Here is a 13,257-nt window from a genome sequence, read left to right on the forward strand (position 1 = left end):
AGCCGGCGCGGTCTCATGGCCGGTAGCTGATCTTCGGCACCCAGATGGTCGTGTCAAAGGAGGCCGTTCCGTTCTGGTGCTGGTGGAAGCGCAGTGTGTCGCCAGCGGCCACGGTCAGCTCGATCGGCGGGAACGGGACCTTGGCCGCGGGGCCCACCTTCTGTCTTCCGGTGGCGGGCCAGACGTTCACCGAGTTGCGGGTAAGCCGGACCAGCACGCCATCGGCGTCCGGACCGTTGTCGATGTGAAGGTCACCGAGCGCCGACGTGATCCGAACCGTGCCGGCCCGTGGAGCGACCCAGGCTCGGACCGACTCGCGGTTGCCGTCGGCGTGTTGCGAGACCGAGCCGATCTGCAGGTGCGATCCCGTGCCCTGCCAGCGCTGATGTGTGGCGTCCCAGGTCATCGGTGTGTAGTCGACGCCGTCGTACTCCTCGTACCTCCACTGGCTCGCGCCCTGTTTGCTGCCGAAGTCACCGCTACCGGACCAAGTGATCCGACTGCTGCCGGTGTAGGTCAACGTCGGCAACCACGTGGTGGCGTCGTAGGCTGAGGAGCCGTTCTGGCCGACGTGGAAGGCTATGCGGTCGCCGGCAGCGACCGTCACGTCCACCGGCTGGAAGGGCAGGGTGCTTGCTGGTCCGACCAGCTCGTAGCCGGTGGCCGGCCAGACCGGCGTCTTGTTCTTGACGATCTTCACGCGGACGCCGTCCGCTCCGGGGCCACCGCTGGTGCGGATGCCATCGAGGCCAGCGCCGATGCGGATCGTGCCGGCGCGTGGCGCCTTCCACACTTTTACCGAGTCGCGGTTGCCGTCCGGGTACCAGTTGATCGAGTCCAGCAGGGAGAAGGTCGCGGTGCCGTGCCAGCGTTGGTCGGTGTCCACCCATCGCATGTCGGTGTACCTGGTGCCGTCGTACTCCTGGTAGCGCAGCCCGTTCTCGTCCTGCTTCTTGCTGGCGTCGGTGCTCAGGCTGACGGTGTTGCGGTCAAACCCCGCGGCGTTGAGGGTCACCTTCTGCCGGTACAACCAGCGCAGGTCCTTGCTGACGCTGACCCCGTTGTGCGGCCAGCGGAAGAAATAGCCGTAATAGACGTAGAATTCCCGCCCCACGACGCCGTTGGTCGAGCCGTCCGCGCCGACGATCGTCTCGTACGGCTGAAGAGTGGGCTTCTTGTTCGCGTTGCTGCTCAGCATCGACGACGGCGTGTCGAATCGGGCTGGATCGTCGCCGATCGCGAGGAAGATGCCCTGACCTTGGCCCCCACTGCTACCGGTGAGCAGGTACTTCCCGAGGTAGGTGCTGTAGGCGGCAGCGCCATGGCTGTCGTAGTTGTTGGTCGGGCTGGCACCGACGACCTCGGTGGCCCGCCCATGCATGCCGGGCTCGCTCCAGGTGCCGTTGTAGTACTTGGTCCACGGGCTGACCGTGCCGCGCTTGGCGGCGTCGATCACAGTGGCGACCGAGGCGCGGGCGACGACCGGCATGCCGAACTCGGTGAAGTAGACGTGGAAGTAGCCGTCCTTGAGCACATACGGCATCCCCCCGATGTTGCCGGTCGAACCGTCGGGTGCCTTGTCCCGGGCCGCAAGCGTCTTACCCAGCAATGTGAAGTGCTCCCCGTTGTCCGTGGAGTACGCCAGCCCTCCGGCCCACCAACCAGACGTCTGCGGGTCAGCATTTTCGATGTGACAGAACGCGAGCAGGTGGCCCTCCGGCGTCCGGTACATGCTCGCGATCCACCACCGCCCGTCGAGGCCGTGCGGATTGCGGAACCGGTTGGCCGTCGAGTCGGCGTACACCTTCACCTGGGCGGGACGGGCGAGGTCGCCGCGGAACTTCTGCACCTTCTGGCCAAAATAGGAGGAGTGATAAAAGTCGAACTGGTTGCCATTGGGCACCACGGACAGGCTGGCATCCAGAGCGGTGGGCTCACCGATCCGATCGAAGTCGGCAGGACTCATCACCAACTCGGCCTGGTCGAGAGTGAACTTCGGCTCATAGTCGTAGCTGATCCGCGGATTCCACGAGAGCCTGTCGTAAGACCCCGTGCCACCTTGGCTCGCGTGGAACAGCAGGACATCGCCGGCGTTGACGAAGGTCGTAAACACGTGCTGCGCCATGAACCCAGGTCGCACCTGCTGGTAGTCGGCTGACGGCCACACCTTGCTCGTCGTGCTGCCGCTGCGTTTGCGCACGAAGGTCCGGACCCCGTCGACGTTCGTGATGTCGGGGTCGATGTAGGACTGGTGATCCATGGTGCCGCGCACCGTGACGGTGCCACCCCGTGGCGCCGTCCAGGCGATGACCGCGTCGTTGGTGTCCGGGTGCAGCCCCGTGCTACTGATGACGCAGAACTCGCAGTTGCCCCGCCACCAATTCCGCGCGGGCTCCCACACCATCGGCGTGTAGGAGGTGCCGTCCCACTGCAGGTAGGACCACTGGCTCGCTCCCTGAATGGTGGAGAACCCCTGCGCGAACTGATAGTCGTCCGGTACGGCGGTGGGTGCGGCCTCGGCTGGTGCCGGGTGCAATGAGGGAGCGGCGACCGGGCCCGCGGCGAGGAGCACCAGCGCCAGCGCCAGCACCAGCACCATTGGCCCACGACGCGACAGTGCACGAAGGATGATCACGTAGGCCCCACCGGCTAGTGTTGATTTCGCACACTTTAGTCGATCATCCTGGCTCTGCGTCACCCCCCTGGCGCGTGCTCGTCGCGCGCCAAGTGCGGCGCAGACGCCCCTGCGCGTCGTACGGTGTGGGGCGTGGCGACGGCGGCGGAGGAAATCCAGGTGGGGGAGCGGCTGGTCCGTGTCTCCAGCCCCGACAAGCCGTACTTCCCGGAGCGTGGGCTGACCAAGCTGGACGTGGTCCGCTACTTCCTCGCGGTGGGTGACGGGATCCTGCGCGCGTTGCGGGACCGGCCGACGATGCTGGAACGCTGGCCACGCGGCGTCTTCGAAGGGGCGACGATCGCCACCCGGCAGACCAACCGGGGCGACGCGTTCTATCAGAAGCGGCTGCCGGCGGGCGCGCCCGAGTGGGTGCGCACCGCACACATCACCTTCCCCAGCGGTCGCACCGCCGACGAGGTCGCACCGAGCGAGTTGGCCGTGGTGATCTGGGCGGCCAACCTGGGCACCCTGCGTTTCCACCCGTGGCCGGTCAGCGCCGCCGACGTGGAACGCCCCGACCAGCTGCGCATCGACCTCGACCCGATGCCCGGCGTGGGCTTCGAGCAGGTGGTGCCGGTCGCCCGGGAGGTGCGCGCGTTCCTCGCCGAGCTGGGCCTGACCGGCTACCCGAAGACCACCGGCGGGCGGGGCCTGCACGTCTACCTGTCGATCGAGCCACGGTGGAGCTTCGGCGACTGCCGGCGGGCGGTGCTCGCGTTGGGCCGGGAGATGCAGCGCCGGCTGCCGGAGCTGGTCACCACCACCTGGTGGCGCGACCAGCGGGACCGGCCGGTCTTCGTCGACTACAACCAGATGTCCCGCGATCACACGATGGCCTCGGCGTACTCGATCCGGCCGACGCCCAAAGCCCTGGTGTCGGCGCCATTGGAGTGGGCCGAGCTGGACGACGCCCGACCGGAGGACTTCGACGTGTTGTCCGTGCCGGCCCGCTTCGCCGAGCGCGGCGACCCGCACGCCGGCCTGGACAGCGAGCGGCACTCGCTGGAGCCGCTGCTGGAGTTGGCCGACCGGGAAGGTCTGGAAGCCCCGCCCGAACGGTGACCGGCCAGGGCCTATTGCCAGGGGCTCTGCGTCCCGCCGAACTCCTCGAAGACGAGCCAGGAACGCGTCGACAGCACCCCGGCGATGCGCTGCACCCGGTCCAGTACGACGTCCCGCAGGGCGGCGTTGTCCGGAGCCCGGACCAGGGCCAACACGTCGTGCTCGCCGCTGAGTAACGCGACGTGCTCGACGTAGCGGACCCGGGCCAGCTCGGCCGACACCTCCCGCCAGGTGTTCTGTTCGATCGTCAACGCCATGTACGCCGAGGTGCCCAGCCCGGCCGCCTCGGGCGCGACCTCGGCCCGGAACCCGGTGATCACGCCGTCGCGCAGCAACCGCTCCACCCGCGCGTACGCGTTGGTGCGGGAGATGTGGATCCGGTCGGCGAGGGTGCGTACCGACGTTCGACCGTCACGGACCAGCTCGTCGAGGATCCGCCGGTCCACCTCGTCGAGGGCTCGGGCCGATCGTCCCGATCCCGCTGCCCGGCCTGCTTCGTCGGGGGTCTCCTGGCTCACAGATGAGTCCTCAGCATGCCAACCGTCCCGCCTTTCGCGTGGATCTTGAGTCAATCATCCGACTAGCGGAAGCATAGGCTCACCACACGTCCCAGGAGGTTCCGCCGTGACGACCACTCCCCAGGCGGTCCGCAGGGCATCCCCGCGCACCCGTCGAGCGGCCACCCCGCCCGACCCGGCGCGCCCGCTGCTGCCGGACGCCGAGCCGGTCCGCCTGCTCGACAAGAGCGGCACCCCGCTGCCCGCCCGCACCGACTATCCGGAGCCACCCGTCGAGGTGCTGCGCGAGCTGTACCGCCGGATGGTGCTCGGCCGCCGGTTCGACACCCAGGCGACCGCCCTGACCAAACAGGGCCGTCTCGCCGTCTACCCGTCCTCACGGGGCCAGGAGGCGTGCCAGGTCGGCGCGGTCCTCGCGGTCCGCGACAGCGACTGGGTCTTCCCCACCTACCGTGAATCGATGGCTTTGGTTGCCCGGGGCATCGACCCGGTCGAGGTGCTCACCCTGCTGCGCGGCGACTGGCACTGCGGCTACGACCCGACCGAGGTACGGACCGCACCGCAGTGCACCCCGCTCGCCACGCAGTGCGTGCACGCCGCCGGGCTGGCGCACGGCGAGGCGTACCAGGGTCGCGACACCGTGGCGCTGGCCTTCATCGGTGACGGCGCGACCAGCGAGGGCGACTTCCACGAGGGGATCAACTTCGCCGCCGTGTTCAAGGCGCCGGTGGTCTACTTCGTGCAGAACAACCGCTACGCCATCAGCGTCCCGCTGTCGCGGCAGACCGCCGCGCCGTCGCTTGCCTACAAGGGCGTCGGCTACGGCGTGCCCAGCGAGCAGGTCGACGGCAACGACCCGGTGGCGGTGCTCGCCGTGCTCACCCGCGCGGTCGCCCACGCCCGGGCCGGCAACGGGCCGTTCCTGGTCGAGGCGCACACCTACCGGATGGAAGCGCACACCAACGCCGACGACGCCAGCCGCTACCGCGACGGCGCCGAGGTCGACGCCTGGCGTGACCGGGACCCGATCGCCCGGTTGGAGACCTACCTGCGTGCCCGCGGGGTGCTCGACGACGCGGCGGTCGCCGAGGTCGCCGAGCAGGCCGAGGCGTACGCGGCGGACCTGCGGACCCGGATGAACGAGCAGCCCACCGTCGACCCGCTGAGCCTCTTCGACCACGTCTACGCCCAGCCCACCCCGCAGCTGATCGAACAGCGCGAGCAGGTCCGCGCCGAGTTGGCCGCCGCTCGCGACGAGGAGGGTGACGCCTGATGGCCACCACCATGGCCAAGGCGCTCAACGCCGCGCTGGCCGACGCCCTTGCCGCCGACGATCGAGTCGTCGTCTTCGGAGAAGACGTCGGCCAACTCGGCGGCGTCTTCCGGATCACCGACGGCCTGCAGGCCCGTTTTGGCGAAAACCGCTGCTTCGACACGCCCCTCGCCGAGGCCGGCATCGTCGGCTTCGCCGTCGGTCTGGCCATGTCCGGGCTGCGGCCGGTGGTCGAGATGCAGTTCGACGCGTTCGCGTACCCGGCGTTCGAGCAGATCGCCTCGCACGTGGCGAAGCTGCGCAACCGGACCCGGGGCGCGCTGAGCGTGCCGATCGTCATCCGAGTGCCGTACGCCGGCGGGATCGGCGGGGTCGAGCACCACTGCGACTCGTCCGAGGCGTACTACGCGCACACCCCCGGATTGAAGGTGGTCACCCCGGCGACCGTCGAGGACGCGTACTCGCTGCTGCGCGAGGCGATCGACGACCCCGACCCGGTGGTCTTCATGGAGCCCAAGAAGCTCTACTTCGCCAGCGACGAGGCGCAGCTTCCGGCCCGCACCGAGCCGTTCGGCCGGGCCGTCGTACGCCGTCCGGGACGCGACGCCACCCTGGTGGCGTACGGGCCGGCGGTGCCGGTCGCGCTGGAGGCCGCCGAGGCCGCCCGCGAGGAGGGCTGGGACCTGGAGGTGGTCGACGTGCGCACCATCGTGCCGTTCGACGACGCCACCATCACCGCCTCGGTTCGGCGCACCGGTCGGTGCGTGGTGATCCAGGAGGCGCCCGGCTTCGCCGGGGTCGGCGCGGAGATCGCCGCCCGGGTGCAGGAACGCTGCTTCCACGCCCTGCACGCCCCGGTGCTGCGGGTCGCCGGGCTGGACATCCCGTACCCGGCGCCGATGCTGGAGCACACCCACCTGCCCGGCGTGGACCGGGTGCTCGACGCGGTGGCCCGGTTGCAGTGGGACGACCAGCCGGACGCGCGCTGGGCGGCGCAGGGCAGCGCGGCATGACCACGGTCGAACGGACGCAGGTCTTCCTCCTACCCGATCTGGGCGAGGGGCTGAGCGAGGCCGAGATCGTCGAGTGGCGGGTCGCCGTGGGCGACGTGGTCACTGTCGACCAGAGCGTGGTCGAGGTGGAGACCGCCAAGGCGGTCGTCGACGTTCCCTGCCCGTACGCCGGCCGGGTCGTCACCCTGCACGGCGCGGCCGGTGAGGTACGCCCGGTCGGCCAGCCGTTGATCACCATCGCGCCGCTGGACGGTGGCGACGAGCCTGCCGGGCACGCCACCTACCGCGAGGAGGAGCGGGCCGGCTCCGGCAACGTGCTGATCGGGTACGGCACCGGGCACGGCAATGCCACCCGGCGTCGGCGTCGACCCCGCCTGGTGCTGGCCCCCGAACCGACCGATGCCCCTCCGGCCGGCGTGCCCAGCCCGGCCGGTGTGCCCAGCCCGGCCGGTGTGCCCAGCTCGACGGGCGGCACCGGCGCGGTTGCCGGCGGTGCTTCCGGTGGGGCCACCGGGTCCGGCGACCCGGTGCGGTCACCGAGTGCCCTGGTCATCTCGCCGATCGTGCGGCGGCTGGCCCGGGAGCGCGGCGTCGACCTGGGCTCGGTGCGTGGCAGCGGGCCCGGTGGGGTGATCCGCCGCGCCGACGTGGAGGCGGTGCTGACGGTGCCCGCCGCCCGGCTCGCCGCCGTTCCGGACCCGCACGTCGCGCCAGCCCCGACCGGGGACGGCGACGTGATCGTCCCGCTCACCGGCGTCCGCAAGGCGATCGCCGACAAGCTCTCCCGCAGCCGGCGGGAGATCCCGGAGGTGACCATCTGGGTCGACGTGGACGCCACTGGGCTGCTGGAGACCCGGGCCGCGATCAACGCGGCGACGCCCGACGCGCCCGTGAGCATCCTGGCGCTGCTGGCCCGGATCTGCCTCAGCGGTCTGCGCCGGTTCCCGCAGCTCAACGCCCGGGTGGACACCGAGGGTCAGCGGATCGTCCAGTCCGCCGGGGTGCACCTCGGCATCGCCGCCCAGACCGACCGGGGTCTGCTGGTGCCGGTGCTGCGCGACGCCCAACGGCTCACCACCGCGGAGTTGGCAGCCGAACTGGCGGCGACCACCGCCGCCGCGCGGGCGGGCAGCCTGCCGCCGGCCCGGCTGACCGGCGGCACGTTCACGCTCAACAACTACGGGGTGTTCGGTGTCGACGGCTCCACGCCGATCATCAACCACCCCGAGGCGGCTCTGCTCGGGATCGGGCGGATCGTGGACAAGCCGTGGGTGGTCGACGGGCAACTCGCCGTCCGCAAGGTGACCCAGCTCAGCCTCACCTTCGACCACCGGGTCTGCGACGGTGGAGTGGCCGGCGGCTTCCTGCGGCACGTCGCCGACTGCGTGGAGCGCCCCGCGCTGCTGATCGCCGCCGTCTGACGGCGTACCCCCGGCCCCGGCGTCGCCTGTGCGGCGCCGGGGCCGGCGCACGTCCGGGGTTTCCCGGCGGCGTCGTCGGGCCGGTTTCCCGGCGGGGTGACCGGTGCCGGGGTTTCCCGGCGGGGTGACCGGTGCCGGGGTTTCCCGGCGGCGTCATCGGGAAGTCGGCCGCGCCGGAGCGCACCAGACGCGTCGAAGGGAGCCGGCCCGTGGCGAACGAGATGCTGCTCAACTCGGTCCGGGTACGACGGCCCGCCTCGGCCGGCGCGCCCCTCTACTGCGACGCCCTGGAATACGGGCTGACCGGCGACGGCGCGACGAACGACCAGCCGGCGCTGGCCGCCCTCGTGGACCGGCTCGGCGCCGGCTACGCCGCAGACGGGCGGGCCCGGGTCATCTACTGCCCGCCGGGCATCTACTCGATCCGCGACGCGGGCACGGTGTGGCGCAGCGGTGTGTCACTGATCGGGGCCGGCCCGGCGGCGACCCGGTTCATGCTCAGCAACGAGGGCAACCGGGCCGACCCGACACCGTTGGCCTTCTGGACGACCGTGCAGCACGGTGCCGACCGGGACCGGCACATCGCCGACTGCACCTTCTCCGACTTCCAGATCGACGGCTCGGGTGTGGCGATGGCCGAGTACAACTACCTGGCCAAGGGGCTCGGCCTCCAGTACGTCGTGCGGGGCGTGTTCCGCAACCTCTACATCCACCACACCGCGGCCACCGGGCTGGGCTGCGACTTCCTCCAGGACTCGCTCATCGACGGGGTGGTGGTGGTCGGCTGCGGCCGACTGGACAACGGCGAGCAGATCGGCGGCGCCGGCATCGGGGTCGGCATCGGCGGCTGGGGCACGGTGGAGCGGCTGACCATCGCCAACTGCACCGCCCTGGCCAACGGCACCAACGGGATCTTCCTTGAGTTGCAGAAGAGCTACTGGCAACAGCCGCGCGGCTTCCGCATCGTCGGCTGCCACAGTGAGGGCAACCGGTTCGGCATCTCCGACTGGGGTGCCGACGGTCTGATCGTCTCCGCCTGCACGATGAGCGGCAACCTGGAGACCGGCTTCGACGTGTCGGCGCAGGGCACCTCGTCCGTGGCCGGCCGGGGAGGGCTGCTCACCGACTGTGTCATCGACGGCAACATGCGCGACGGCGTCCGCATCGGCAACAGCCCCGGCCCGTACACCGTCCGGGGCAACCGGATCAGCGGCAACGGCCGGTACGGCTATCACGCGCTCGACCTCGGGCGCGGCTACCAGGGCTCGATCCGCGACATCGTGATCGAGAGCAACGAGTTCTGGGCCAACGGGCTCGACGCGGTCCGGATCGATCACCAGATGACCGACGCGGTGCTGCTCAACAACCGGATCCGCAACAACGGGCGGCAGTGCGCCCAGGGCGCCGGCGGTGCCGGTGATGCCGTCCACTACGGCGAGCGGTGCCTGGTGGACCGGTCGGCCAACTGGCCGCACGACGGGCACCGGGGCAAGGTCCTGCGGGTCGGGCGAGCTGTTGCCATGGTGGCCTCGAACACCGGCGACGAACTCACCCTCGCCCCGGTCCGCCCGGACGCGTTGAGCGCGTGGAGCGGGGACGTCCCGCCACCGGGGTGCGGATACGAGCTGTCTGCCGCACCGCAGCGGCGGGCCGGTATCACCATCGACGCGCCGTTCGACTCGGCCACCATCCGGGGCAATCGGATCTGGGACAGCCACGAGGACCAGGCTCAGACGCATGGGCTGTGGGTCACCGAGCGGGGCAGTTGTGTGGACTGCCGGGTCGAGGACAACGACCTCGCCGGCAACGTCGACGACGGGATGCGGCTGGACACCCCGCCGGTGGGCGGACGCTGGCGTGACAACCACGTCGACAGCGACTGGAGCTGAGCGGCGGCCGGCGCCCCACAGCGACTGGACGACGAGCGGCGGCGACCGGAGTGGCCCGGCCGCCGCCGCTGTCATCGTGAGGTGGTCAGCCGGCCAGGCCGGCCACCGGGGTCGGGTCCAGCACGACCGTGGCCGAGCCCGACTGCGCGGGTGTGCCCGCGTCGGTGTACTCCGCGACGAACACGGCGGTCAGGTTGTCCGCACCGCTGTGCCCACCGTCGAGGAAGGTGGGAATGGTCCCGGAGCAACCCGTCGAGGTGGAGAGAGGGTGCCCGTGCTCGTCGTGCCCGAGCACGTAGGTGACCTTCACCTTGGAGCAGTCCACCGGCAGGTCGTCGGTGACCTTCACCTCGTACGCGACGGTCTGCCCGAACTGGAACGGCTGCCCGGCCTCCGGGGTGACGAACTCGACCACCGGCGCGGTCGGCCCGACCACCAGCGGCAGGGATGCCGAGGCGGACCGTCCGGTGCGGTCGGTCACCTTCAGCGTCGGCGTGTACGAGCCGTTCTCCGGGAACGTCCAGGTCGCGTTCGGAGCGGTGCTGTCCACCGAACCGTCCGCGTTGAAGTCCCACGCGTAGCTGAGCTTGTCACCGTCCGGGTCGGTGGTGCCGGCGCTGGAGAACGCGACGGTCAGCGGGGCCTGCCCAACGGTCGGCGTACCGCTGATCTTCGGGATCGGCGTCCGGTTGCCCCGGACGAAGTCGATCCGGGACAGCTGAGCATCCGGGTTCTGGGCGAAGTAGCCGTCACCGTACTCCAGTACGTAGAGCGCGCCGTCCGGGCCGAACTCCATGTCCATCGGGTTGTCCACCACCAGCGACGGCGCCACCGGACGGATGTCCGTCACGTCGCCGTCGGAGTCGAGGCGGAACTCCTTGATGTAGTCCCGGGTCCACTCGTAGAACAGCGGCACCCCGTCGTAGTACGCCGGCCAGCGGGTACGCGACGTGCTGGTCCCGTCGTAGTCGTACGCCGGGCCGCCCATCGGAGCGATGCCGCCGGTGCCCAGCTGCGGGAACTCGGCCGAAGGGGCGGCCGCGTACCAGACCTGCGGCTGCTCGACCGGCGGCAGCACGCGCTTACCGGTGTTGTGCGGTGAGTCGTTGACCGGGCGCTTGCAGTTGAACTTCGGCCCCGACTCGCCGGTGGCGAAGTCGTAGTCGCGGTAGGCGATCGTCGGTGTCACGCAGTACGGCCAGCCGTAGTTCGCCGGCTTGTCGACGAGCATCCACCGGCCGTGCCCGGCCGGGCCGCGCTCCGGGTTCGGGTTGGAGGCGTCCGGGGAGTAGTCGCCCACGTACACGTTGTCGGTGCGCCGGTCGACGGCGAACCGGAACGCGTTGCGCAGCCCCATCGCGTAGATCTCCGGGCGGGTCTGCGCCGTGCCCGGCTTGAACAGGTTGCCGGCCGGCACCGTGTAACCGCCACCGGCTTTCACCTTGATGCGCAGCAGCTTGCCGCGCAGGTCGTTGGTGTTGGCCGCGCTGCGCTGGGCGTCGAACGCCGGGTGGCGGTCGGCCCGCTCGTCGATCGGGATGTAGCCGTCGGAGGCGAACGGGTTGGTGTCGTCACCGGTCGACAGGTACAGGTTGCCCACGCTGTCGAAGTCGATCTGGCCGCCGACGTGGCAGCAGATGCCCCGGTCGGTCGGCACGTCGATGATCTGCTGCTCGCTGGCGAGGTTGAGCTTCATCCCGTCCAGCTTGAACCGGGACAGCCGCAGCGCGCCCTTGAACCGCTGCCAGTCCGCCTCGGTGCCGGTCTCCGGCGCGTCCCCCTCGTTGACGCCGGGGGTCGCCGGGTCGTCCACCGGCGTGTCCATCGGCGGCGAGTAGTAGAGGTAGACCCACTTGTTCTGGGCGAAGTCCGGGTCGATCGCGACCCCCTGCAACCCTTCCTCGTCGTGCTCGTACACGGGGATGTCGGCGGCGAGGGTGTTCAGCCCGGTGCGCGGGTCGTGGATGCGGACCTCGCCGGTGCGGGAGGTGTGCAGCACCCGCAGGTCGGGCAGGACGGCGAGGCTCATCGGCTCGCCCGGGAAGTCGTTCAGTGTCACTTTCTGGAAGCTGCTGTCCGGCGGCGCGGCCGGCGCTGCGGCCGCTGCCGACGGTGGTACGGCCAGACCGGCCGTCACCAGCAGCAGGGCGGACACGAATGCGGTCCTTTTCATCAGGTCGTCCCCCGAGGTGGTTTTCAGTACCGGAGTGAAGCGAGAAGGTCGAAGCCGACCCGGGCGGTGTCCAGGGCGTCGGCGGGGGAGCGTGGCGAGGTGCCCGCGTCGTCGCGCTCCACGATGTACTCCTCGATGCCGGCCTCCCGCTCGTGGGCGAAGATCCGACCGAAGTCGATGAGACCGTCCCCGAGGTCGGCGAAACCCCCCTCGACGTCGAGGTCCTTGACGTGCACCTGGCGGATCCGGCCGCGGTTGGCCTGGATCACGTCGATCGGGTCGTGTGCGCCCCGCCAGGTCCAGTAGAGGTCGAGCTCGAAGTGGACGAGCCGGGGGTCGGTCTGCGTGGTGAGGATGTCGAACCCGGTCGACCCGCCGGTCAGCGGCGTGAACTCGAGCTGGTGGTTGTGGTAGCCGAAGTCGAGCCCCGCACGCTCGGCGAGCCGACCGGCGCGGTTCAGGTCCCGGGCCAGGGCGCGGTAGACGGCGGGGTCCCGGATCGCCTGGCCGTTGGCGTCCCGACCGAAGTACGGGTGGACGATCTTCTTGCTGCCCAGGACGTTCGCGTCGGCGAGGGCGCGCTCCCAGGTGGCGTCGTCGAAGGGCTGCGGGATGCCGGTGTGCCCGGAGGTGGAGCGCAGCCCGGCCTCGTCGAGCGCGGCCCGGAACTGCGCGGCGGTGCGTCCGACGAAACCGGCGTGCTCCACGCGCCGGTAGCCGATCCGGCGCAGCGCGTCCAGAGTGCCGGGCAGGTCGGCGGTGAGCTGATCGCGCAGCGTGTAGAGCTGGATGCTGATCCGGTCGACCGGCACCCGGCGCCTTGGGTGGGACTGCCCGGCAGGCGCGGCGGTGGCCGGGCTCGCGAGCAGGCCGGCGGCGCCGACGGCGGCGGCGGAGACGGTCGCGGCGCGCAGCACTCCGCGCCGGCTGACCGGCTCGGACGCCAGTGTCGGCTCCGGTCGGTTTATCTGTTGATCCATGGTGGTGGTCCCTTCCTGACGGCAGGTACGCCGTCGGCGGAGGTCGACCTGGCTGCCGTCGCCCGGGCGCGCCGAACCGGCCGGAGGCGGGCTCCGGCTGGACGGTGAGGACGGCGCTCGGGTGCGGCTCTGCCCCCTCGGGAGCGGAACGCGGCGACCCGGCAGGGGCGGCGGCAGCTGATCGACGAATGGGCAACCCTCTATCTAGATCGTGACCTTACCCGTGCCCTTGGATGAAGGCAAAGCTTCGT

The 13,257-nt window shown here is 70.7% G+C and carries 9 protein-coding genes; 5 read left to right on the forward strand and 4 right to left on the reverse strand.

Features of this window, described 5'->3' with window-relative positions:
* Nucleotides 1-13: 13 nt before the first annotated feature.
* Nucleotides 14-2,635: a hypothetical protein gene (locus ACLQ28_RS11365; protein WP_425686182.1), complete on the reverse strand. Its 2,622-nt coding sequence runs from the start codon at nt 2,633-2,635 to the stop codon at nt 14-16.
* A 132-nt stretch (nt 2,636-2,767) separates the two neighbouring features.
* Between ACLQ28_RS11365 and ACLQ28_RS11370 the strand changes: the two genes are divergently transcribed.
* Nucleotides 2,768-3,739: a DNA polymerase domain-containing protein gene (locus ACLQ28_RS11370; RefSeq protein WP_425686183.1), complete on the forward strand. Its 972-nt coding sequence runs from the start codon at nt 2,768-2,770 to the stop codon at nt 3,737-3,739.
* 11 nt (nt 3,740-3,750) lie between these two features.
* On the opposite strand, the gene ACLQ28_RS11375 is transcribed toward ACLQ28_RS11370, so the two are convergent.
* Nucleotides 3,751-4,257 carry an Lrp/AsnC family transcriptional regulator gene (locus ACLQ28_RS11375; RefSeq protein ID WP_425686184.1) on the reverse strand — a complete coding sequence of 169 codons (507 nt, stop codon included), beginning with the start codon at nt 4,255-4,257 and terminating at the stop codon, nt 3,751-3,753.
* Nucleotides 4,258-4,363: 106 nt separating this feature from the next.
* Here ACLQ28_RS11375 and pdhA point away from each other — a divergent pair, with 106 nt between their 5' ends.
* The 4 genes from pdhA (at nt 4,364) to ACLQ28_RS11395 (ending at nt 9,853) form a co-directional block, all read left to right on the forward strand.
* Nucleotides 4,364-5,530, forward strand: coding sequence for a pyruvate dehydrogenase (acetyl-transferring) E1 component subunit alpha (gene pdhA, locus ACLQ28_RS11380; protein WP_425686185.1), 1,167 nt, complete (start codon nt 4,364-4,366; stop codon nt 5,528-5,530).
* Nucleotides 5,527-6,543, forward strand: coding sequence for an alpha-ketoacid dehydrogenase subunit beta (locus tag ACLQ28_RS11385; protein WP_425686263.1), 1,017 nt, complete (start codon nt 5,527-5,529; stop codon nt 6,541-6,543). Before pdhA ends, ACLQ28_RS11385 begins: the two co-directional genes overlap by 4 nt.
* Nucleotides 6,540-7,964, forward strand: a complete 1,425-nt coding sequence (locus ACLQ28_RS11390) for a dihydrolipoamide acetyltransferase family protein (protein WP_425686186.1) — start codon at nt 6,540-6,542, stop codon at nt 7,962-7,964. The genes ACLQ28_RS11385 and ACLQ28_RS11390 overlap by 4 nt, the downstream gene beginning before the upstream one ends.
* A gap of 209 nt (nt 7,965-8,173) precedes the next feature.
* Nucleotides 8,174-9,853, forward strand: coding sequence for a right-handed parallel beta-helix repeat-containing protein (locus tag ACLQ28_RS11395; RefSeq protein WP_425686187.1), 1,680 nt, complete (start codon nt 8,174-8,176; stop codon nt 9,851-9,853).
* Between the two features lie 85 nt (nt 9,854-9,938).
* Here the strand turns inward: ACLQ28_RS11395 and ACLQ28_RS11400 are convergent, their stop codons facing one another.
* On the reverse strand, nt 9,939-12,026 hold the full coding sequence (locus tag ACLQ28_RS11400; protein ID WP_425686188.1) for a PQQ-dependent sugar dehydrogenase: 2,088 nt from the start codon (nt 12,024-12,026) through the stop codon (nt 9,939-9,941).
* Between the two features lie 23 nt (nt 12,027-12,049).
* Nucleotides 12,050-13,006, reverse strand: coding sequence for a sugar phosphate isomerase/epimerase family protein (locus tag ACLQ28_RS11405; protein ID WP_425686189.1), 957 nt, complete (start codon nt 13,004-13,006; stop codon nt 12,050-12,052).
* Nucleotides 13,007-13,257: the final 251 nt, after the last annotated feature.

Source organism: Micromonospora sp. DT201, assembly GCF_049841575.1.
GTDB lineage: Bacteria > Actinomycetota > Actinomycetes > Mycobacteriales > Micromonosporaceae > Micromonospora.

What these genes read in the sequence shown, in the direction of transcription:
- ACLQ28_RS11390 (WP_425686186.1), top strand. Translation starts at nt 6,540, where the DNA reads ATGACCACGGTCGAACGGACGCAGGTCTTCCTCCTACCCGATCTGGGC.
- ACLQ28_RS11400 (WP_425686188.1), bottom strand. Translation starts at nt 12,026, where the DNA reads ATGAAAAGGACCGCATTCGTGTCCGCCCTGCTGCTGGTGACGGCCGGT.
- ACLQ28_RS11405 (WP_425686189.1), bottom strand. Translation starts at nt 13,006, where the DNA reads ATGGATCAACAGATAAACCGACCGGAGCCGACACTGGCGTCCGAGCCG.